The organism is Marinilabiliales bacterium (genome assembly GCA_007695015.1).
GTDB lineage: Bacteria > Bacteroidota > Bacteroidia > Bacteroidales > PUMT01 > PXAP01.
In genome coordinates, this window is the sequence record REEN01000047.1 from 43849 (window position 1) to 66677 (window position 22829).

Consider the following 22829-nt stretch of genomic DNA (forward strand, 5'->3'; position numbering starts at 1 on the left):
TAAATCATTATGTTAAATCAGTATGAAACCGTTTTCATTATTACTCCCGTTTTGTCTGAAAGTCAGATGAAGGAAGCGGTTGAAAAAGTCAGGAAAATTATCACTGACAACGGAGGAGAGATAGTCCACCATGAGGACTGGGGATTGAGGAAACTGGCCTATCCCATCAAAAACAAATCCACGGGCTTTTACAACCATTTTGAGTTCAGGGCGCCCGGAGAGCTTGTCGCAAAGCTTGAGACCGAATATAAGCGTGATGAGCGCTTTCTGAGGTTTCTCACTTTTCGCATGGACAAGTATGCGATCGTGTATAGTGAGAAAAGACGTTCAATTGCTAACAAGGAAGTAAAGAAGGAGGAATAAGCCATGGCACAAAATCAATCAGAAATCAGATATCTCACCCCTCCAACGGTAGAGATCAAAAAGAAGAAATATTGCCGTTTCAGGAAGAACAAGATAAAGTATGTTGACTACAAGGATCCCGAGTTCCTGAAGAAGTTCCTCAACGAGCAGGGTAAAATACTTCCCCGCCGGATAACCGGTACATCGCTTAAGTACCAGCGTAAGGTGTCAACAGCGGTAAAACGTGCCCGGCACCTTGCATTGCTGCCTTATGTAACGGATTTGTTTAAATAAATAATTGGAGGACCGAAAATGGATATTATACTTAAGCAGGATATAGAGAATCTTGGTTATGCCGATGACATAGTTACAGTAAAGGACGGATATGCCAGGAATTTTTTGATACCCAGAGGTATTGCTGTTGTTGCTACTCCCTCAGCCCGAAAGATGCATGAAGAAAACCAGAGGCAGAGGGCTCACAAGGCGGCAAAAATACTTGAGGAAGCAGAAGCATTCCGTGATAAGATAGAGGGAACAAAGCTTACAATCGGTGCGAAAACCAGCACCAAGGGCAAGATCTTCGGCTCGGTTAACACTATTCAGATCGCAGAAAAGCTCAGTGAGCTCGGTTTTGAGATTGACCGGAAGCAGATCTCCATAAAGGAAGACCTGGTCAAGGAGGTCGGCACCTACACCGCCACTATTAAGCTTCACAAGGAGGTCAAGGTAGAGGTGGAGTTTGAGATTGTTTCAGAATAGCAGGCGCAACCGAAACAGATAATGGAGCCTTTCCTGTTAGGGGAAGGCTTTTTTTATTTATGGGCTTTGCCGGTTAGTTCCGGATCCATTCCTGCGCCTTTTAGTTCTGACAGGCATGGCCACGGGTTTTTGATCTGCCCGGGGCTGCAATCATTTTCTGCCTGAGACTTCAGTCTTTTCTGGCAGAGACTTCGGCCTTTTCTACCTGCAGCAGGCAATAAGCTGAAAATATGTTATTTCACCGCAATGGTCTCAATCTCGACCATTACACCCAGCGGAAGCCTGAACACTCCGTATGCAGCCCTTGCCGGTGGATCTTCATGGTAGTATTCTGCATAAACCTCGTTCATGGCTGCGAAATTGTCCATGTCATCCAGAAGACAGGTAGATTTTACCACGTCTGAGAAGCCATAGCCGGCCTCTTCAAGTACCGCTCCTATATTTTCCATCACCTGGCTGGTCTGTTCCCTTATTCCTCCATCGGCTATCTTCCCGGTTGCCGGGTTGACAGGGATCTGTCCGCTGATAAAAAGTGTCCCGTTTATTTCAACGGCCTGTGAATAGGGCCCTACAGCTGCAGGCGCTTTTTTGGTGTGGATTATTCGTTTCATATTCATTGGGTTATGTTAATGAAGGGTTTTCGTATACCCGGTGTTGAGCTATATTGTTTCGGCCTTTTACCTGAAAAAGTTGTCGTACCAGCTGCGCTGGGTGTGATACTTGAGGTCTTTGAGCATGGATGATTTTACCTGGATGGTAAAATTCCAGCTTTTCCTTGATCCGAACGGAACAACCCCAAACCTCATCTCCCAGCAGTGAAGGTCCCTGTAAACATTAATATTGGTCATCGTAAAATCTCCTGCCCTGAAATCATAACCTGAACTGAAGCCGATCCTCCATCTTGGCGTGAGACTCATATCTCCCGAAAAATTAACGGATTGATTTATCTGTATTTCATCACGTGGCTTGGCATATGTCAGGTTATACCTTAGGCTCAGGTTCCACGGTACATTGAAATCAACGTAATCGCCATAATAATAAACCGAGGCATCTATATCGTCCAGGTGAGAGAACCTGTCCTCTCCGGGAGGCATTTCGTCTCCGGCTGTTATCATGGGGTCCATTCCTTCAGGTTGTGCCAATCCGTTACCGGGGGGTGGTGCACCAGGAGCCGGCCTCCTGTCCGCCGCCGCTGAACGTAATCCCATGGTCATACTAAGTCCCGCCCTCGTTATACGCCCCGGTCTCCTGTTTACGCTCCACTGAGAGGCGCTGTAGCGCCTGAAATTATCATCAACGGCATAGGGGTCCATCACTGCATTGAAATTGATATTGACCCTGTTGTTCAATATGGATGTGTTCCCGCTCATGTTAACTGTCGACCAGTTCATGGAGTCGGCATAAACATTGTAACTGGTAGTAAAGTTGAGCCGGTCCAGTATTTTTACCTTACGTGATTCAGCATCCGGGTCGTTCCGGTCACGCACTTTCATTTCGATATTGTTTGCAAGGCTGAGGCTGACTGATCCGGCACGCCCCCTTATAGACGGGGTTCCGTATAGCTGTCCCTCAAATATTGAATAAACGGTTGTATTGCCCAGGGTATCCCTTTGGACCTCCCTGTAGTAATCCGGCACCAGTCCTTCCATATCGGGAGTGAAACTGAAGCCGACCGACGGAACCATCACATGCCTGATCGCTTCAACCCTTGAATCCCTGAACTGGAACATGCCGTATATATTCTGGCTCAGGCCTGTGGAGAAACTGGGGGTCAGTGCGTGACCGTAGACTATACCGGGGATTGTATCGGTAACAAGACTTGGGACAACCTCATTTCTTACCGGGTCAAAATAATCATCCACCCAGGTCTTCCTTATCTGCTCGGTGTACATGACACCGGTATAGGTGAGTGAAGGTGTCAGGTTAAGAAGGTTAAGAACCCTGAAGTTGGCACGCAGGGGTATGTCATGCTGGAAACCGCTCTGCATATCGCCCAGCGTTTCCCTTCTGAAAAGGAGTGTGTCGAAGGTGTTTATCCTGTTGTCAAGCTTTGAGGAATAGCTGAGCTCAATATTGTCATACCAGCGCTGCTCTACCCTGTCGGGGTTCCTGAAAGGATACTGCCTGGCCATGTTAAAATTGACTGAGGGCATCCTTACGCTGACCGATTGGTTAGAGAAGTTCTGGTTTGCGCTTATGTTGCTTGTCAGGCTGAACGGCGAGTCGGGCCACCGGTGGCTTAACGAAATACTTGACTGCGCAGTATTCTGAGCAAACCTGTCCGGATCAACAGTATTGAACCGGTTGAACGAGCTGGATCCGAAATTTACACTTGCCGAGAAATTACTGTAGGGCGAGGCCTTGGGGTCCTGCCTGTGCTGCCATGCAATATTGTAGGAGGTATTCTGCTGGAAATTTGCCATTCCCCTGTCACCAACAACATTGTTTGAATAGGCAAATCGCATGCTTCCCCCGAACCTGTAGCGCAGATTGTAATTTGACATGGCGTTTGCCGACCATGATCCAAGGCTGTAAACATCGCCGGTAAGCCGCAGGTCTACATAATCGTTGAGATGCAGGTAGTATCCCAGCTCGCGCAGGTAGAAACCCCTGTTTGCCTCTTCGCCGTAACTGGGCATCAGGACACCCGAGGTGCGGTCGGGTTTGTTGGGAAAGAAACCAAACGGAACAGCAATGGGCAGCGGGATATCTTCAATTACCAGGTAGGCCGGCCCGCTGATAACCATTTCATCGGGGATCACTTTTGCCCTGGTAAGAGCGATATAGAAATGAGGATGTTCATGGTCACATGAAGTATATTTACCCCCATGGATGTGAAGATGGTCATTTTCGTGCTTCTTTGTTACGTTACCGTGGAGAAAGCCCCCTTCCTGCTCCGTGATAATTCCTGAAATCCATCCCTTTTCAGTCTCGAAATTATACCTCATTATCTCTGCCTCGTATGTGTCGCGACCCTCGGTCATTACCGGCCGTCCCGTTATTACACCGTTTTCATCTGGAAGGCCGCTTGCATATATCTCCCTGGCGTTCATATCCATTTCAATATAGGCTGCCCTGAGCTCAATATTTCCGTATTTGACCCATGCCTCTCCATACAGAAATATTTTATTTTCAGAAACAGAAATATCTATGGAATCTTCAGCATTGTACTCCAGTGGTGCTTCAAGCCGGTCGGACCGTCGCTCTGCCCTGTCGGGCGATGATGGTTGCTCAGGGCCGGCCTCAGACGGTTCTTCGCCGGTATCCGGCAGCGGCTCAATGCCCGGATAATAGATATCACGTCCGAGCGTATCGGGAATAATCCCTTGACGTAACTGATCCAGTGTATCGGGTGTCGCATCCTGGAGTAACTGGTTCAGTGTATCGGGAATCGCATCCTGGGGTAACTGATTCAGTGTATCTGGCCTGATCCCCTGGGACTGTCCCTGACTGGGATCAGGGGGCAGCGGTGTATATGCAGCCAAATACGGAACAACCTGCTCCGGAGGTTTGTCGAATCCGGAGATCAAAAGCACCAGTATTATAGAAGGTATTATGTGAAGGAGGAGCTTAAAAAGCTTGATATAATACTTATTATGCAATTTTATTATACTATTTTTGTATCCAGATCAGTTAGAAATTTGAACTCTCAAAACTAACCAATAAAATCAATTTGGAGTCAGATGGCCGGTAATTTAAAGTCCCTTTTTATTCATTCTAAACGGATTTTCCCGGTAATTCTTGTTTTCTGTTCACTTTTTATGGTCTCTCCCCTGCAAGCAGTCAGTGATGGCGCATACAGGCTTCGTACAGTAGTGATTGATCCGGGGCACGGAGGAAGGGATCCGGGGGCTTTGGGAAGACGAAGCAGGGAGAAGGACATAGTACTCGCTGTCTCGTTGAAACTTGGCGAGTATATCAACCAGCATCTTCCCGATGTCAATGTAATATATACAAGGTCGACAGATGAGTTTGTCGAGCTTCACAGGCGTGCGGAGATAGCGAACAGGAACAATGCCGACCTGTTCATATCGATACATGCAAACGCCAATACCAACCGGACCGTCAGGGGAACGGACACATTTGTGATGGGACATCACACATCAAAGGAGAATCTGGAGGTAGCGATGAAGGAAAATGCCGCTATCCTGCTGGAGGATGATTACGATGAACAATATGAGGGGTTCGATCCCAATTCGTCCGAATCATATATTATCTTCTCTTTAATGCAAAACACTTATCTTTCACAGAGTCTGGACTTTGCATCTTATGTTCAGGGTCAGTTCAGGGAAAGGGTAGGAAGGGTTGACAGGGGAGTCCGGCAGGCGGGTTTTCTGGTGCTCTGGCAGACAACCATGCCGAGTGTGCTGATTGAAGTTGGGTTTATAAGCAATGAAGAGGAGGAGAGGTTCCTGATGTCGGAGCAGGGCCAGGCATATATAGCATCTGCAATTTTCAGGGCATTCAGGGATTACAAGGTATCGATAGAGAGAAAGAGCGATGCCCTCTATGCAGCAGGTGGGGGAAACATTAACAGGAATGGCAGGAGGGACAGCAGGGTTGCAGGCGCCGCTTCTGGTAATTCAGGAACCGTGGCGGAAAACAGTGCAGATATCGCATCTGTTGACAGTGAACAAGAGGCAAAAGAGATGGAGAGACAGGAAACTGTGCCGAAGACCGGTGAAGGTGATGAGGTGGTTTTCAAGGTTCAGGTAGGCTCATCCAGGAATAAGATACCACTTGATTCCGATTTTTTTGGGGGAATTGAAGATGTTGAGGTATTTGAATCCGGCGGTTTGTTCAGATATGTTGTCGGGGCTTCTGCAACTCTTGAAGATGCTGCGGAACTTAGAACAAAGCTGCAACAGATCTTTCCTGACGCCTTCATCGTTGCAGTTAGCGAAGGACGGCTGGTATCACTGCAGGAAGTTTTGAACAGAGATTGAAACTATACGTGGCAAATATCTTCCCGTACCGGGAATTGTTACCCACCAAAACTAAAAGAAAATTATCAGATGACGGTAAAGTTAAGCAAAGAAGCAAAGGTCGGGTTATTGGTAATCATAACCCTGGCGTTCTTCATCTGGGGATACGGGTTCCTTAAGGGTAAGAATGTGTTTTCACCCACCAATGACTATTATGCATTATATGACCGTGTCGGGGGACTAATGGAGTCGGGGCATGTCATGCTTAGCGGTCACAGGGTTGGTTATGTTGATGACATAAGATTTACCGGCGGACAGAGATATTTGCAGGTAAGGTTGTCGATCGACCGGAAGATAGAACTGCCTGAGGGCACGGTTGCCAGAATTATCAATTCAGATTTCATGGGCACCAAGGCAGTTGACCTTATCATGGGAGAATCTTCTGAGAGGCACAATCCCGGTGATACCCTCAGGTCGGAGGTAGAGCCCGACCTTGTGGAGGGACTTCTGCGGCAGGTAGAGCCGGTGCGCGACAAAGCTGAAAGCATGCTGGCATCGGTTGATTCGGTTTTTGTCATTATGAGGTCAATTCTGGATAAGGATGTACAGGAAAGTATTTCAGAAGGTGTAATAAATGCAGGAGATGCAATTGCAGGACTGAAAAGGTCGGTAAGTACCCTGGAGGGCATGCTGACAGATCAGGAGAACCGTTTCGGCAATATCATGTCCAACCTTGAATATATCTCCGATAATTTTGTCTCTGTTTCCGATTCTCTGGCCCAGTCAGATCTTTTGACAGCTGTAAGCAATGTGAACAATGTTTTGGAGGAGCTCAACCACGTAATGAAAAGGCTGAACCGCGGTGAAGGGACAGCAGGTAAGCTTCTGGCAGATGAGGAGTTGTACAACAATCTGGAAAGTGCAGCCAGGAATCTGGACCAGCTGGTCATTGACCTGAGGGAGCATCCGGGAAGGTATGTCCACTTTTCTATTTTTGGCCGGAAACGCGAATAAAGAGCTTTTCTATTTTGACAAATGGCCGTTTTAAATTGATTAAATAATCAATTTTTTTTCTTCCGGTTAAGAGTAACATTAGTTAACAGCGAGTAAAGTTGTAGTTAACAATTTATTAACACGGATTTGGTTTAATGATATGATAATAAGACTATTAAAAGTTTTTTCATTTTTTTCCCTCTTTTAAGGCTTTGTTAATAAAACCATTGTTTTATTTTCCACAATGTCAATACCCGGAGCAATTTTTTTTTAATCATTTTTTTAACAAAATTGCTTCAGCGTAAAAAAAGTTATAATTTATTCAAAGATTTAGTGTTTAAATGGATAGTAATCACGTTGCGATCTGGAATAATTGTCTCAAGGTAATCAGGGATAATGTGCCCTCAATAAGTTTCAGGACATGGTTTGAGCCTATTGTACCCCTGAAAATTGACCACAATGTATTGACGATACAGGTTCCCAGCCCCTTTTTCTACGAATACCTGGAAGAACAGTACATCGATATACTCAGCAAAACACTGAGGAAAGAGCTGGGTAATGATGCCAAGCTTGAATATAACGTTGTGATGGAGAACAACGGTTTCTCCGATATCAAGCCGTATACGGTGAGGTTCCCCGGCAGATCGAAGTCCGAGCCACGAAACAAGCCCGTTACAATCCCGCTCGATGACGGTGAGAATACCATTAAGAACCCGTTTATAATACCCGGCATTAAGAAACTCCATGTTGATCCTCAGCTATGCCCTGATAAGACTTTTTCCAATTTTGTCGAAGGTGACTGCAACCGTCTTGCACGTTCGGCCGGACTTGCTGTTGCAGCCAAACCCGGCGGGACGGCTTTCAATCCCCTCTTCCTTTACAGTGACAACGGCCTTGGTAAAACTCACCTGGCACAGGCTGTTGGCATAGAGGTCAAAGAGAAGTTTCCTGATAAAACCGTTCTGTACGTAGATGCGAACAAATTTTCCAACCAGTTTGTAGAAGCTATAAGAAACAATAACAGGAACGATTTCCTGCATTTCTACCAGATGATCGATGTGCTGATAATTGATGACGTGCACGATTTTGCCGGAAAAGAGAAAACGCAGGACATTTTCTTCCATATATTCAACCATCTTCACCAGTCCGGCAAACAGCTCATACTGACATCTGACAAACCTCCCGTGGAGCTTCAGGGGATGGAGCAGCGGCTGCTGTCAAGGTTCAAGTGGGGGTTATCGGCCGATATGCAGTCACCCGGTTTTGAAACCAGGATCGCCATCCTGAAGCAGAAGGTTTATAACGACGGCATAGATATCCCGGAAGATGTGATAGAGACACTTGCAACGCATATAACAACCAATATCAGGGAGCTTGAGGGAGCGCTGATCAACCTTCTGGCCCAGTCCACCCTTAACAGGCGTGAAATAAACAATGAACTCGCCAGGCAGGTGATCGACAGGCTTGTCAGGAACAGCAAGCGTGAGATATCCATTCAGTATATTCAGAAAGTGGTCTGCGACTATTTCAATATTCAACTTGATCAACTGCAGGTGAAGACCAGGAAGCGGGAGATAGTCCAGGCCCGCCAGGTTGCCATGTTCTTCTCAAAGAGCCTGACCAAATCGTCACTGGCAACGATAGGATCGCAGATCGGGGGTAAGGATCATGCAACAGTCCTGCATGCCTGCAAGACGGTTAATAACCTTATGGAAACCGACAAGCGCTTCATGCATTGCATACAGGAGATAGAGAAAAAGCTGAAAGTCTGAATATAGCGTCTGCTTCACCGTTATTCCTTTTATTACCCTGACCCGTGATGAATTTTAAATCATTTCAGCAGGGTTCTTCTTTTTTGCAGGAATTAGCAGCGCTGTGTCTCCGTAACTCAGGAACCTGAAATTATTGTTCAGTGCATATTCATACACCCTTCGCCAATCATTTCCTATGAATGCGGCTACAAGTAACAGCAGCGTGCTGCCCGGCTGGTGAAAATTGGTCATCATCCTGTCCGTTAACCTGAACCGGTAGCCCGGAACTATCATAAGTTCCGTTCTTGCTTTAAGGAGGTCATTACCCTCATTTGCCATTTTATTCAGCAGGGCATTCATTGCTTCGGTTACAGTAACATCACCGGGCAGGTCAAGATACTCCCACTGTCCGAGGCTGATATCGTCGGCTTCGGAGGGACCGTGGTTACACCGGGGTTCTATATTTGTTTTGCTATTATGTAAGCATTTGACGCCCAGCCAGTAAAGACTCTCCAGTGTCCGGACGGTGGTAGTGCCGACAGCGGTGACTGCTCCATGGTTCTGTAATATCCGGCGTATTATCTCACCTGAAGCGGTAAAATGCTCTTCATGCATAGTATGCCCCTCTGCAGTGGGGGATTTGACAGGTGCAAAGGTGCCTGCTCCCACATGGAGGGTTATCTCACCGGTGGCAGAACCGGATCTCCTGATCTCATCAAGGATCTCTCCGGTAAAATGGAGGCCTGCAGTAGGTGCAGCCACTGAGCCCTCATGCCTGGAATAGACTGTCTGGTACCAGTTTTTGTCGCCTGCTTCAGAATCGCGTCCCAGGTAGGGCGGTACCGGGGTCAGTCCGGCTCCGTCTATAATTGCCCCGAATCCCAGGGCTTCAGGCTTCCACCTGAACTCTATTTCCTGCCAGCCTCCATGGTCTTTCACCATTAAGGCTTTTAGCACCGCTGCCGCTCCCTCAATAATTACCTCTTTTTCCAGGTGGCCACCCTTCCATCTCTTTTTGTTTCCAATCATACATTTCCACCGGCACCCCGGCCCTGCCAGGAATGCTTCTGTGTATAGGGAGGGCTCCAGGGGTTCGAGCAGGAATATTTCTATTCTTGAGCCTGTCGATTTGTACATGATTATCCTGGCCTGTATTACCCGCGTATTGTTAAACACCATTAAGCCGCCATTCTTTGCAAGTTTTGCTATCCCGCGGAAAGGCAGGTGGGTAATTGCGCCGTTGTCATACAGCAACAGCCTTGAGGCTGACCTGTCCTTCAAAGGGTATTTGGCGATCCTTGCAGCGGGAAGATCGTAGGTGTAATCCTCCATTCTGATATCTCCGGGAGAAAGGTGCATGAATCATCACTCAGTTTAGTCCGGCGAAATTAACTATTTTTGTACCATAATCTGAACAAAATCTGCTGAAATATGATAAGCGAAGGCGACAGGGTGAAATTCCTTAACGACACAGGTGGTGGGGTGGTAATCAGCCTGGACGATCCGAAGATGGCCATTGTGCTGATTGATGAAGGATTTGAGGTCCCTGTTCCCGTGTCGGAGTTAATTCCTGTACCCGGCGAATCTTCGGGAAAGTACAGCAGTCAAAACACCGGCCCGGGTACCGGTTCCCGTTCCGGCAAAGGTATTCCTGCCAGGGATGCTTTTGATGTGGACGGCGATCAGTATGATGAGGACGAGGAAGATAAGGTTGATGAGGTAATTCAAGCGGCGCAAGGCTATGAGGCAGATCCGGCGGATCCGGCCGATCAGGTATCTTCTGACTATGGTTCGCCCCCGGGAAAGAAAAAGGCAGAGGTGACAACTGCAGACGCGGAAGAATTCGGACCCGGAGCAGGCTCTGCCGAACGTAATATACTGGGGGGACTTGTTGAAGCAAAGCACGGAAGTGAACTGGAGCTCTGGTTGATAAATGACAGCAGCCTTATGGTGTTCTATACACTTCTGAGGAAAGATGATCCGTCCTGGCTGAATATCGCATCAGGCAACCTGGACCCCGAAACCAAGATCCGGGTGTGCACTTTCAGCAGGGAGGAGGTGAACTCATTCATCACTCTGAAGTTCCAGGCACTTTTTTACATGGAAGGCATTTATGATCCCGTATCACCGTCACAGGCAGATCTGCGACTTGATCCCGTCGATATCTATTCGGACGGCAGCTTTACGATAAACGATTTTTTTGAGGAGAATGCGCGGATACTCCCGGTTATCTCAGATCAATATGACCGGGAGGTCAGGAAAGCAAGAGAACAGGAGATAAGCAGGCTCATTGCCGGTAAAGTGGAAACGGACAGTAAGGATAAGGATAGCAGAAAGAAGAAGACAGCCGCCGATCCACTTGTTGAAGAGGTGGATCTCCATATAGGGGAACTTCTGGAGGATCACAGCTCCCTGTCCGGGAAAGAGACCCTTGATATCCAGATGGCCCGCTTTACCACGGCACTTGAGGGAGCATTGCGTGGCAAAACCAGAAGGATAGTCTTTATACACGGAATAGGGCAGGGGAAGCTGAAATATGAGATCAGGAAAACGCTTGATAAGAAATACCCTAAGCTTCGTTACCAGGATGCCTCGTTTAAGGAGTACGGGTACGGGGCCACAATGATCATCATCAGAAAATAATTATCTGTTCAGGCTCCGGCCGGCACTACCGGGAATCCAACATGAGCATCTGTCCAGGGCTAAGGCCGGCAGTAACCGGGATCAGCGGAATATCTGATAAGGGTTTGCGGACTGTACCGGAGGTCCATAAATCATTCCGGCACAATATTTGACATGATCGGTTGATTGTCAGACACTTTTTTGTAATTTTGCCGTGCAGGTCATGCAATTGATTGTGTGATCCAGGTGTTATTATCAAAATCAGCAGGCCGTTCCATCGCCTTCCGCCACAGGCGGGGGGAGGAAAGTCCGGGCAGCAAAGGGCATCATGCTTCCTAACGGGAAGATACCTGTGAGGGTATGGTAACGGAGAAGAAAAAAACCGCCCCGCATGCCGGGGTAAGGGTGAGAAGGTGAGGTAAGAGCTCACCGGTCCGTCTGGCGACAGGCGGAGCCGTCCGTTCCGTGAGCTGTAAGGCCATGTATATTCCGGGTTTTCTGTTAATTCAGAAAAGCAGGGCTGCCCGTCCTGCATTCCCCGAAGGGGATGACCGGAAGGGGTAGGCCGCAAGAGGCAGCCGGTGACGGCTGTCCCAGACAGATGATGGAAGTCCCCGATAGGGGATACAGAACCCGGCTTACAGGCCTGCTGACTTTTTATAACCGTCAGAATGATGCTAACGGTCCGGTTTGACGGGCACCTCCGAGAGTTTCATTTCAGGTATCCTTATCCGCGAAAGCGCCCATGCTATAAGCAGACCGCTCACCATCTGCCAGATACCCCACCAGGCAGCCATGAAGGCCATGCCACCGTTGCCATGGAAAATATTGAATATCAGTACAAGTGCCAGTCCGCTATTCTGAATACCGGTCTCAATGCTGAGTGTCCGCCGGTCCGCTTTGTGCACCCGGGCCACCGTGCCGACCATGTAGCCGGTTGAAAGTGTTTGCACGTTCAGCAGGAAGACCAGCAGTCCGATCGGAAATATGACATATGTAAAGTGTTCCAGGTTTGAAATGAGGGCACCGAAAATAAAGGAGAGATAGAGCAGGATAGATGTGATCTTGATCCTTTTCATGTTCTTTTCTGCAAACTTCGGGAACTTATGTGCAAACAGCATCCCCGCGATTAGCGGTATACCCAGGAGGATGAACACAGTCCTGGCCATCTCGAGGAAGTCTATCTGGATAGGAATATTCAGGTGGCCGGCCTGCTGATAGTAACGAACATACATCCCTCCCCAGAATGCGAAGTTGAAAGGGGTGAAAAACGTGGCTGACAATGTTGCAAAAGCAGTAAGCCCCACAGAAAGGGCTATGTTGGCTTTCGCCAGTGCCGAGATAAAATTAGAGATGTTTCCCCCCGGGCATGCCGCGATCAGGATCATGCCCATTGCCACCGACGGGGGCGGATTGAGCATTATGACAAGGGCAAAGGTGAGTGCGGGCAGAAGCAGGAACTGTGAAACAATACCCAGGATGGCCGATTTGGGATAAAGAAATATCTTTCTGAAGTTTTCTATCTTTATCTCCATTGCGACCCCGAACATAATACAGGCCAGTGTTATATTCATATAGAGCAGTCCCCCCTCCGAAAAGTTCAGCCTTATGCTGTCAATTGCGGCCAGTGATTCGAACATATCACACGGTGTTGGTTTCCCGGTAAATATAAACCGCTTTTTTCGAATTGTACCATGCTGACGGTCCATATCGGGTAAGGAACTGTTGATAAATTGTCACTTTTTGTGAAATTTTGACACTGCCGGGCACTTTGGCAGGTTTTATGTTTAGCGGAATTACTGTATTTTTGGGGTCAGTCTGTTAATCGGTTAACAAATTTTAAAAATTTTTACCATAATAACATTTTCCTCACCGGCGTTAATTTCCAAATTCAGGACCGCTGCTATCATGAAAAACTATTAAATTAACAATTTATGCAGGAAACAATTGACATTAAAGAGCTTAACGAGCGGATCAGACAGGAGAGCTCTTTCATCGATGCCATCAACAACGAGTTGTCAAAGGTGATAGTGGGGCAGAAGCATCTGACCGACAGTATGCTGATAGGACTGTTGTCTGACGGGCACATACTTATCGAAGGGGTGCCCGGACTTGCAAAGACCTTGTCCATAAGCACCCTTGCCGGCGTTATCAATGCCCGCTTCAACCGTGTCCAGTTCACTCCCGACCTGTTACCGGCCGACCTGACAGGAACCATGATCTACAGCCAGAAGAAAGAGGAGTTTCACGTAAGGAAAGGGCCCATATTTGCAAATTTCATCCTGGCCGATGAGATCAACAGGGCTCCTGCCAAGGTGCAGTCCGCCCTCCTCGAGGCTATGCAGGAACGCCAGGTTACAATAGGCTCGGATTCATTCAGGCTTGAGGAGCCATTCATGGTAATGGCAACGCAGAACCCTATTGAGCAGGAGGGTACCTATCCGCTTCCCGAGGCACAGGTAGACAGGTTCATGCTCAAGGTGGTCATAACCTACCCCACAAGGGCCGAGGAGACCATCATTATCAGGCAGAATCTGGCAGCCGAATTTCCAAAGCCAGAAAGGGTGCTGTCGCCCGGCGACATAATAAACGCCAGGAAAGTGGTCAAGGATGTATATATTGACGAGAAGATCGAGAAATACATACTTGATATAGTATTCTCCACAAGGTTCCCTACGGATTACCGGCTTGGAAAATTTGAGGCCATGATCAGCTACGGGGCCTCGCCCAGGGCCAGTATCAGCCTTGCGCGCGCCGCCAAAGCCTATGCATTTATCAGGCACCGCGGCTATGTCATTCCCGAAGATGTGAGGGCAGTGTGCCATGATGTGCTGAGGCACAGGATTGGTCTCAGCTATGAAGCTGAGGCGGAGAATATATTATCTGAAGATATAATTACCGAAATACTCAACACTGTTGAGGTACCCTGATTAGTCACCCAGTCAATGCGCATACTCCTGGCCATAATGTTTTTAAGCCTTACGGCGGAAATATCAGCTCAGATATTGCCGGGGATGAAGGACTCTGAGATTCAGGACTACCTGGCAGGGGCATACGAGGGATATGTCCTCAGGGATCCACCCAATGACGATGAGCTGAAATTCATGACCTTCGAGCACGTTTCGGGCGACATGACACTGCTGGTCTTCATGGACAGTGAAGGCAGGTGTACCTTTACCAGGCTGATGGTTGACATCGATTACCTTGATGATATGACCGGGAGGTATGACGTGGACTATGAAAACCGGGGAGATAACCGCTGGATTGCGCGAACAAGGGGAGAGACCTTCATGCTGACACTGGAGGAGGGTGACTGGATGTTTACGGTAACTGTAAGAAAAGCTGACCCTGAGTTATGAGGGTAGGGTTCGCATATTGCAGGTTCAAAGAGTAATATGAAAAATGGAAGCCAGGGAACTGCTTAAAAAGGTAAGGAAGATCGAGATAAAGTCGCGTGGACTCTCACGGGATATCTTTGCCGGCCATTACCATTCGGCCTTTAAGGGAAGAGGCATGGCATTCAGTGAGGTGCGGGAGTACCAGCCTGGCGACGATATCAGGAACATTGACTGGAACGTTACTGCCAGGTTCAGCCATCCCTATGTCAAGGTTTACGAGGAGGAGCGTGAGCTGACCGTTATGCTGCTCATCGACACGAGCGGTTCTAGGGAGTTCGGCACCAGCGGTATGCTGAAGAAGAACATGATGACCGAGATTGCAGCAGTACTTTCCTTCTCGGCTATCCACAACAATGATAAAATAGGTGTGATATTTTTCAGTAACAAGGTGGAAAAGTTCATACCGCCCAAAAAGGGCCGTAAACACATACTCCATATAATAAGGGAGTTGATCGATTTTGTACCAGAAAACAGGGGTACCGACCTCGCCGGGCCCCTTAAATACCTTACCAACGCGATCAAGAAGCGAAGCACTGCCTTCTTGATTTCTGATTTTTTGGTGAAGCCTGGTTCAGACAAGGGAGACAATACTGACATACAGGAAGTAGCCTTAAATAATAATGGCTTTGAGGACACTCTCAGGATAGCGGCACGGAAGCACGACCTGGTGGCCATCAGGATATACGATGGCAGGGAGAGGGAGTTGCCTCCGGTGGGCATGATCCGTATGCGCGATTCGGAGACTGGCGGGGTACGATGGGTTGACACCCTGTCAAAGGGGGTGAGAAGGCAATACTCTGCATGGTGGCAGATGCATGATAAATGGCTTTCAGAGCTTTTTGCAAGGAACGGTATTGATGCAGTTAAGATAAGCACATCAGAAGATTATGTTAAACCGCTCATCAATCTTTTTAAGCGGAGATAAGATGGAACGGGAAATGTATTGTCACACGGGTTGTTAATGCCGGAAACATAATAACAGATGACAGGAATATTTTTGCCATATACGAGTTCTAAGGGAAAACCGGGATATATATTTCCTGCCAGAACCGCTTGGCTCATCTTCCTGTTAACATGGATGCCGGTTTTGCATTTGAATGCACAGCTTATCAGCATCTCTGCCCGATTTGACACTACGGCCATAATGCTTGGCGGGCAAACCAGTTTCACCATCACGGTAGACCAGCCTGAGGGAATGCATGTAGCCTTTCCGCATCTGCAGGATACCCTTTCAGCCAGTATAGAGATACTTGGCTCCATGCCTGCAGATACATTAAAGACAGGTGAGGAGAGGCTGAGAATAACCAGGTCTTACCGGGTTACCTCCTTCTATAGCGGCGAACATTACGTTGAGGCTCTCCCGTTTGCATTCCTTTTGGAGGATGATGAGCAGGTACTCAGGACAAGGCGCACCGCGATTGAGGTTCATGCTCCGGAAGTGGATATGGATTCCGGTATTTTTGATATTAAGTCCCCTTTCGGGATACCGGTGGGAATTGCCTGGGTCATTACCTGGATACTTTTGTTTATTTTGCTGTTAGCTGCAGCATGGTGGTTGTTCAGGTATTTAAGAAGGCGAAAGGATGCGGCCGGTATGCCGGATGAACCTGCACGGGCTGAACCGGCCGAACCGGCACATGTTACTGCTCTCAGGGAACTTAAGGAATTGAAGGAGGAGTCCCTCTGGCAGAAAGGAAAGATTAAGGAATACTACACAAGAATTACAGACATTATCCGTAAATATATAGAAAGAAGGTTTGGTATCATGACAATGGAGCGGACGAGCCGCGAGATCATCGGCGACCTGGGAAGCTCCCCTGAGGCCGTCAATGGAATTGCCGGGGTGCTGGAGGAGCTGCTGTCACTGGCCGACCTGGTTAAATTTGCCAGGGCGGTTCCCGGCGCTGAAGAGCATGAGGCAGCTCTTGATACCGCCTTCCGCTTTGTAAAGTCTACGAGTATCCATCCCCCCGGCACATCGACTGCCGGTGAACACGGTAATGAATTTGGCAGCAAAGAATTGAATACAGATGGGTGAGATAAGTTTCGCATATCCTGAGTTTTTGTGGCTTCTGCTCCTGATACCACTGATGACGGCCTGGTACCTGATCAGGCAGAGAAACCGCTATCCGGCGCTTCGCGTCAGCGGCCTGCACTGGGCAGAAAAAGCTCCTGTTACGGTGCGGCACTACATTCGGTATTTCCTTTTCGCATTCCGGATGATTGCTGCAGCCTTCCTTGTGATAGTGCTGGCCAGGCCCCAGACCCATGATATATGGGAAGAGATAGAGACAGAGGGGATAGATATCATGATTGCACTGGATATTTCAAGCAGCATGCTGGCCGAGGACTTCAAGCCCAACAGGATGGAGGCGGCGCGTGATATAGCTACTGAGTTTATAGCAGGGAGAAGGAATGACAGGATAGGGCTTGTGATCTTCAGCGGCGAAAGCTTCACACAGTGTCCGCTTACCTCAGACCATGCGGTGCTGGTAAATCTTCTTCGAGAGGTTGAGATAGGTATGATTGAAGATGGTACGGCAATAGGGATGGGACTGGCAACGGCTGTGAACCGTCTGCGCAGCAGCGATACGCAAAGCAGGATCATAATATTGCTTACCGACGGGGTCAACAACAGGGGGGCCATAGACCCGTTGACCGCAGCCAATATTGCTGCCACCTTCGGCATAAGAGTCTATACTGTGGGGGTGGGCAGCAGGGGCCCGGCACCCTTCCCTGTCAGGACACCTCGCGGGATACAGTACCAGAGCATAGAGGCTGACATTGACGAAGATGTCCTGATAGAGATAGCTGAGATAACAGGAGGAAGTTACTTCAGGGCTGAAGACGAGGATGCCCTGATTGAGATATATTCTGAAATAGATGAGCTTGAAAAGTCGTTTATCGATGTCAGGCACTTCTCTTCAACAAGGGAAGAGTATGCGGTGTTTGCATTGCTGGCAGGGGTGCTGCTGCTGGCCGAATGGCTGATGAGGTTACTGGTGGTGCGCAGCATACCATGAGTTAAATAAATAATGACCGGAGATGTTTGAATTTGAAAACAGTGAGCTGTTATGGTACCTCTGGGTGATCCCGGCGCTGGTTGTTATCTTTGTGCTGGCCAGGCATATGAGGAGGAGGTCTGTCAGGCGATTTGGAGATCCCCGGCTGATTGCCACTCTCATGCCTGAGGTATCGGGGAGCCGTCCGGTACTGAAATTCATGCTTTTTACCTTGTCCCTGACTTTTATAATACTGGCGTTGGCAGGACCACGGTTCGGTTCCAGGCTGGAGGAGGTCAGGAGGGAAGGTGTTGAGATAATAATCGCACTGGATGTTTCAAACAGTATGCTTGCCGAGGATCTCAGCCCCAACAGGCTTGAAAGGGCCAAAATGGCGATCTCACGCATGCTGGCCACCCTGCGTAATGACCGGGTTGGCCTCATAGTATTTGCCGGCGATGCATACGTTCAGGTTCCCATTACGGGCGATTACGCTGCTGCAAGGATGATCCTGGAGAACATCAACACCGGTATTGTGCCGGTTCAGGGTACGGCAATAGGCAGGGCCATTTCGCTTGCCGCGCGTTCTTTTACACCGGGGACGGAGGCAAGCAGGGTGCTGATCATAATATCAGACGGCGAAGACCATGAAGATGATCCGGTTGCTGCCGCGGTTGCTGCCAGGGAGCAGGGCATCACGATACATACCATCGGAATAGGAAGGCCTGAGGGTGCACCCATACCGCTGGGAGACGGTCAATCACGGTTTTTAACCGATGAGGACGGGAACACCGTTATCACCCGTCTCGATGAAGCAACCCTGAGGTCGATCGCCATGTCGGGCGAGGGTGTTTACATCAGGGCAGGCTCCTCGGGAACGGGACTTAGCACTATAATGGAGGAGATCGGAAAGATGGAGATGGCTGAGATGGAAGAGATGGTTTACACTGAGTTCGATGAGCGGTTCCAGTACATGGCTGCCATTGCACTCATTCTGCTGGTGATCGATTTCCTGGTCCTGAACAGGAAAAACAGCCTGCTGGGCCGGATAAAACTGTTTGGTTAAGGATCGCCGGGCAGGAGAAATTAAATATGAATGGTTTATTTTGAACCGTATAGTTAGTATAAAATATCAGTGCATTATGCAAATCTTTAATGGAACAATGATAAAGGGAGCCCTGTGGCTTGCACTGACGGTTTTGGTTCTTGGCACAGGAACCCTGCAGGTAAGCGCCCAGCAGGGCAGGCGCCATATCCGTGAAGGCAACAGGCTTTATCATAAGGAGCTGTTCGATGAATCTGAGCTCTCTTACAGACGGGCTCTAGAGAGTGATGAAAATTCACCCCAGGCAAGGTTCAACCTTGGCAATTCGCTTTACAAGCAGGAAAGGTTTGAAGAGGCTGCCCGGCACTTCGGCGAACTTGCCGATGAGGTTGATGAGCCACGGAACCGTTCAAAGGTATATCACAACCTGGGAAACTCGATGCTGATGATGGAGCAGGTAGAGCAGAGCATAGAGGCGTACAAGGAGGCTTTGAGGAATAATCCGCTTGACGACGAGACCAGGTATAACCTGGCTTTTGCCCAGAACCTTCTTGATCAGATGAATGACGGGCAGCCGGAAGGCGGTGATGATCAGCAGGAAGGTGAAGAAGGAGATGACAGACACGACGGGCAGGGCGATGACGAGGGTGATGACCGTGACCAGGAGAGAGACGATGAAGGCACCGGTGAGGAAGGCGAGGACCGTGAACAGCAGCAACAGCAACAGCAGAGGCCAGACCAGATATCTCCTGAAGATGCGTTAAGGATGCTCGAGGCTGCCGAGAGGGAAGAGCAACGTGTCCAGGAGAAACTGATGGAGCAGGAGGAACAGGTACAAAGGGCACGGTCGGGGAGAAACTGGTAGAGGCGGGGGCGCCGGAAGCAGCACCGGACCACGATGGTTCGGAACTGGCAGTGAAGATGTTGCCGGAATTATTCCCCGTACCGGCGGGTTTGAAGTTCCGGCAAAAGCCCGGGTATTTTAATGCAGATAACAGGTAACAGATGACCGGAAAAACAAAAATGTTCAAAGTATTGAAGAATTTTTCCTGCACCTGCATTGGGCAGGCCGTTTTTTGCAGGACGGCCGGTACAGCTTTGCTGGTGCTTGCCCTCCTGCTCTCTTTCAAAACCGCCGGGGCCGGAGAGATAGAATTCAGGGCGTCATCTCCGCCCACAACGGCAGTGGGGCAGCAGTTCAGGCTTACCTACACGCTCAATGCACAGGGCAGTGACCTGAGGCTGCCGGACCTGGGCAGCTTCAGGCTTCTGTCCGGTCCATCCACATCAAGCAGCCGGAGCGTGCAGATCATTGACGGGGAGATGACACAGGTGGTATCGGTCACTTACACCTATGTGCTGCAGGCAACCGAAGAAGGTAGCTTCACATTAGGCCCCGCATCGGTCAGCGTAGGCACGGAACGTTATGAAAGCAACCCGGTCACCATCGAAGTCACTGCCGACAGTGACGGACAGAGCGCTTTGCCTTCAAGGCCGGGAGATCAGGCTGCACCCGGCACCCCGGCGCCTCCGGCCGGAGAGGACATTTTTGTTCGTTTGATTACCGACAGGCAGGAGGTTTACCAGGGAGAAGGGATCGTTGTGACGGTAAAGCTGTACTCAAAGCTGGACCTCACCGGTATAGAGAACGTGAGGTTCCCTTCATTCAGCAGTTTTTTCCAGCAGGATATTGAGACACCCCAGCTGCGCACCCTTGACCGTGAAGTGGTTGACGGCGAGATTTACGGTACGGGTATCCTGAGGCGCTTCATTATATTCCCGCAGAGGAGCGGTGAGATAATGATAGAGCCGTTTGAGATGGATGCGATGGTGCGGCAGCGCACCGGCAGGAGGGGAAGCCTTTTCGACGATTTTTTCGGGGGATTTGAGACCAGGCGGATACCGGTAAGAAGCAGCCCCGTTAACTTAACCGTCAAACCCCTGCCTCCGCAGAGGCCTGACGGATTTACAGGTGGTGTCGGTAATTTCACGCTTGATGTTGACATCGACAGCAGGGAGACGGGTACCAACGAGGCGGTAAGCTTACGTGTGACCCTTTCGGGGAACGGCAATCCCGGACTTATGGGGCGGCCGGCAATTGATTTCCCCCCCACCTTTGAGGTGTACGACCCCTCGGTGCGTCAGAACATCAGCAACAGCATCCGTGGCCAGGAGGGGAGCATCACATACGAGTACCTTATGATACCAAGGTCGGAAGGAAACTACAGGATACCACCTGTAAGGTTCAGCTACTTCGATCCGCATGACGGCAGCTATCAAACACTTAGCTCAGATGAGCTGAACCTCACAGTGCACCGCAGCGACACCCCTGAAGGCGACCCCCCGGTTACCGGGTTTGCCAGGGAGGATATAAGGGTCATTGGCAGGGATATAAGGTTCATCAGGACGGGTTCGGTCATCTTCAGGGAGGCGGGATACGACCCTTTTGGCAACTTCAGACTCTATCTCTGGTTCCTCTTGCCGCTTGCCCTCTTTATAGTAATGGTAGTTGTCCAGCGGAAAAAAATAGCAGACCGTGCTGATATTGCCAGGGTGAAGAACCGCAGGGCGAGGAAGATGGCAGGCAGGAGACTAAAGATTGCCGGCAGGTATATGAAACAGAATAAGCAGCAACGGTTCTTCGAAGAGGTGCTGAGGGCACACTGGGGCTACCTCAGTGACAAGCTGTTAATTCCGGTAGCCGGCCTCAACGCAGGGAAGGCTAAAAGTGAACTGCTGGAGAGAGGCGTGCCCGCCGGTCTTGTCGACAGGCTGATGACAGTTATCAGCCAGTGCGAGTATGCCAGGTATGCGCCGCCCTCATCCCTGCCAGGAATGGATGAGATATACAACGATTCTGTGAAAGCCATTTCAGAAATTGAGCAAAAAATCAGAAAATGACATACCAGGCCTGTAAGTATATAATTGCGTTGTTCATCTTCTTCATTACCGGAGTCGGTTATGCTTTCTGTGAAGAAGAACCTTCGGCTCCCGCCACCCCCAACGTTCTGTTTGACATGGCCAACAACCTGTATGTTGAAGGCCGCTTTGAAGAGGCAATACAGGTGTATGAGCAGATAGCCGAAGCAGACTACCGGTCTCCCGAACTATATTATAATCTTGGAAATGCCTGCTACAGGTCAAACCGCATACCGGCTGCAATTCTCAACTATGAACGTGCCTTGCTGCTTGCTCCGGGTGATGATGATATAAGGTTCAACCTTGAGCTGGCAAGGATGCATGTAAGGGACAGGATAGAGGAGCTCCCCGGATTTTTTCTGAACCGGTGGTGGACAGGTGCAAGGGATCTGTTCGGGATACGCACCTGGGCCCTGCTCAGTGTGTCAGCCTTTATTGTCATGCTGGTTCTGCTTTTGGGGTTCCTTATGTCATCATCGGTGACGCTGAAAAAGCTGCTCTTCTGGCTTTCAGTTCCTGCGCTCCTGATTTCTTTGATGAGCTTTATCTTCGGACTTGACCGGCGCAACCATGTAAGGAACTACAACGGTGCCATAGTTTTTGCCCCGGCCGTATCGGTCAAAAGCTCACCCGATGCACACAGCACCGATCTGTTCATCATACATGAGGGGACAAAGGTGTATGTTGAGGATGCCCTGGGCGAATGGTACTCAGTAAGGCTTGCCGATGGCAACAAGGGCTGGCTCAGGCAGGAAGCTGTCGAAAGGATCTGACCGGAGCACCCAGGTGAGCCGCCACTGCTCAGGCGGCCCTGCACCACCCAGGTGAGCCGCCACTGCTCAGGCGGCCCTGCACCACGTTTTTACCCTTTAAAAATATTTCGTACTGGAACTGCCTGAATCATTGCACTTCAGAGTATAAAAAATATTCTGATGATATTTATAATGAAAAAATCTTATTATATTGTCATATTTTAAAAAGTAAGCCGTATTTCGAGACTTATTAAACCTAAAGGCCGGGGGCTGTCAGCCAATCAATCAATCAATCAATCAATCAATCAATCAATCAATCAA

General features: G+C 49.1%; 20 protein-coding genes and 1 other RNA gene. 17 read left to right on the forward strand and 4 right to left on the reverse strand.

Annotated features, from left to right (window positions below; genetic code table 11):
* Positions 1–9 precede the first annotated feature (9 nt).
* The 3 genes from EA408_05305 to EA408_05315 are packed head-to-tail and all read left to right on the forward strand — an operon-like array spanning position 10 to position 1101.
* Positions 10–363, forward strand: a complete 354-nt coding sequence (locus tag EA408_05305; protein TVR73257.1) for a 30S ribosomal protein S6 — start codon at positions 10–12, stop codon at positions 361–363.
* Positions 364–366: 3 nt separating this feature from the next.
* Positions 367–636 carry a 30S ribosomal protein S18 gene (gene rpsR / locus EA408_05310; protein ID TVR73258.1) on the forward strand — a complete coding sequence of 90 codons (270 nt, stop codon included), beginning with the start codon at positions 367–369 and terminating at the stop codon, positions 634–636.
* 18 nt (positions 637–654) lie between these two features.
* The gene (locus EA408_05315) at positions 655–1101 is read left to right on the forward strand and encodes a 50S ribosomal protein L9 (protein ID TVR73259.1); all 447 of its coding nucleotides are present in this window, start codon (positions 655–657) and stop codon (positions 1099–1101) included.
* Positions 1102–1334: 233 nt separating this feature from the next.
* Here EA408_05315 and EA408_05320 read toward each other — a convergent pair whose 3' ends face one another.
* Entirely contained in the window at positions 1335–1712 is a 378-nt protein-coding gene (locus tag EA408_05320) for a RidA family protein (protein TVR73278.1), read from the reverse strand.
* A 66-nt stretch (positions 1713–1778) separates the two neighbouring features.
* Positions 1779–4703, reverse strand: a complete 2925-nt coding sequence (locus tag EA408_05325; protein TVR73260.1) for an LPS-assembly protein LptD — start codon at positions 4701–4703, stop codon at positions 1779–1781.
* A gap of 159 nt (positions 4704–4862) precedes the next feature.
* Here EA408_05325 and EA408_05330 point away from each other — a divergent pair, with 159 nt between their 5' ends.
* The 3 genes from EA408_05330 to dnaA all read left to right on the forward strand — a co-directional run bounded on the left by EA408_05330 (position 4863) and on the right by dnaA (position 8791).
* Positions 4863–6047, forward strand: coding sequence for an N-acetylmuramoyl-L-alanine amidase (locus tag EA408_05330; protein TVR73261.1), 1185 nt, complete (start codon positions 4863–4865; stop codon positions 6045–6047).
* Positions 6048–6116: 69 nt separating this feature from the next.
* Positions 6117–7040 carry an MCE family protein gene (locus EA408_05335; GenBank protein ID TVR73262.1) on the forward strand — a complete coding sequence of 308 codons (924 nt, stop codon included), beginning with the start codon at positions 6117–6119 and terminating at the stop codon, positions 7038–7040.
* A 320-nt stretch (positions 7041–7360) separates the two neighbouring features.
* Entirely contained in the window at positions 7361–8791 is a 1431-nt protein-coding gene (gene dnaA / locus EA408_05340) for a chromosomal replication initiator protein DnaA (protein ID TVR73263.1), read from the forward strand.
* Positions 8792–8845: 54 nt separating this feature from the next.
* Here the strand turns inward: dnaA and EA408_05345 are convergent, their stop codons facing one another.
* Complete coding sequence (locus EA408_05345) at positions 8846–10129, reverse strand: S-adenosylmethionine:tRNA ribosyltransferase-isomerase (GenBank protein TVR73264.1); 1284 nt, start codon at positions 10127–10129, stop codon at positions 8846–8848.
* A gap of 72 nt (positions 10130–10201) precedes the next feature.
* Here EA408_05345 and EA408_05350 point away from each other — a divergent pair, with 72 nt between their 5' ends.
* Both EA408_05350 and rnpB read left to right on the forward strand, forming a co-directional pair.
* Positions 10202–11413: a DUF2027 domain-containing protein gene (locus EA408_05350; GenBank protein TVR73265.1), complete on the forward strand. Its 1212-nt coding sequence runs from the start codon at positions 10202–10204 to the stop codon at positions 11411–11413.
* 240 nt (positions 11414–11653) lie between these two features.
* Positions 11654–12049: RNase P RNA component class A (gene rnpB, locus EA408_05355), an RNA gene on the forward strand.
* 20 nt (positions 12050–12069) lie between these two features.
* Here the strand turns inward: rnpB and EA408_05360 are convergent.
* Entirely contained in the window at positions 12070–13032 is a 963-nt protein-coding gene (locus EA408_05360; protein ID TVR73266.1) for a bile acid:sodium symporter family protein, read from the reverse strand.
* Positions 13033–13326: 294 nt separating this feature from the next.
* Here EA408_05360 and EA408_05365 point away from each other — a divergent pair, with 294 nt between their 5' ends.
* From EA408_05365 to EA408_05405, 9 genes are all read left to right on the forward strand, one after another.
* Positions 13327–14322, forward strand: coding sequence for an ATPase (locus EA408_05365; protein TVR73267.1), 996 nt, complete (start codon positions 13327–13329; stop codon positions 14320–14322).
* Between the two features lie 15 nt (positions 14323–14337).
* A complete protein-coding gene (locus EA408_05370; protein TVR73268.1) occupies positions 14338–14751 on the forward strand; it encodes a hypothetical protein in 414 nt (137 codons plus the stop codon).
* A gap of 43 nt (positions 14752–14794) precedes the next feature.
* Positions 14795–15715 (forward strand): DUF58 domain-containing protein, encoded by a 921-nt coding sequence (locus EA408_05375; protein TVR73269.1) that lies wholly within the window; start codon positions 14795–14797, stop codon positions 15713–15715.
* A 57-nt stretch (positions 15716–15772) separates the two neighbouring features.
* Complete coding sequence (locus EA408_05380) at positions 15773–16828, forward strand: hypothetical protein (GenBank protein TVR73270.1); 1056 nt, start codon at positions 15773–15775, stop codon at positions 16826–16828.
* 1 nt (position 16829) lies between these two features.
* Complete coding sequence (locus EA408_05385; GenBank protein TVR73279.1) at positions 16830–17813, forward strand: VWA domain-containing protein; 984 nt, start codon at positions 16830–16832, stop codon at positions 17811–17813.
* Between the two features lie 22 nt (positions 17814–17835).
* Positions 17836–18858 carry a VWA domain-containing protein gene (locus EA408_05390; protein TVR73271.1) on the forward strand — a complete coding sequence of 341 codons (1023 nt, stop codon included), beginning with the start codon at positions 17836–17838 and terminating at the stop codon, positions 18856–18858.
* A complete protein-coding gene (locus EA408_05395; GenBank protein ID TVR73272.1) occupies positions 18851–19702 on the forward strand; it encodes an aerotolerance regulator BatC in 852 nt (283 codons plus the stop codon). Before EA408_05390 ends, EA408_05395 begins: the two co-directional genes overlap by 8 nt.
* A 140-nt stretch (positions 19703–19842) precedes the next feature.
* On the forward strand, positions 19843–21738 hold the full coding sequence (locus tag EA408_05400; GenBank protein TVR73273.1) for a protein BatD: 1896 nt from the start codon (positions 19843–19845) through the stop codon (positions 21736–21738).
* The gene (locus EA408_05405; GenBank protein TVR73274.1) at positions 21735–22529 is read left to right on the forward strand and encodes a tetratricopeptide repeat protein; all 795 of its coding nucleotides are present in this window, start codon (positions 21735–21737) and stop codon (positions 22527–22529) included. Before EA408_05400 ends, EA408_05405 begins: the two co-directional genes overlap by 4 nt.
* The last annotated feature ends 300 nt before the right edge of the window (positions 22530–22829 follow it).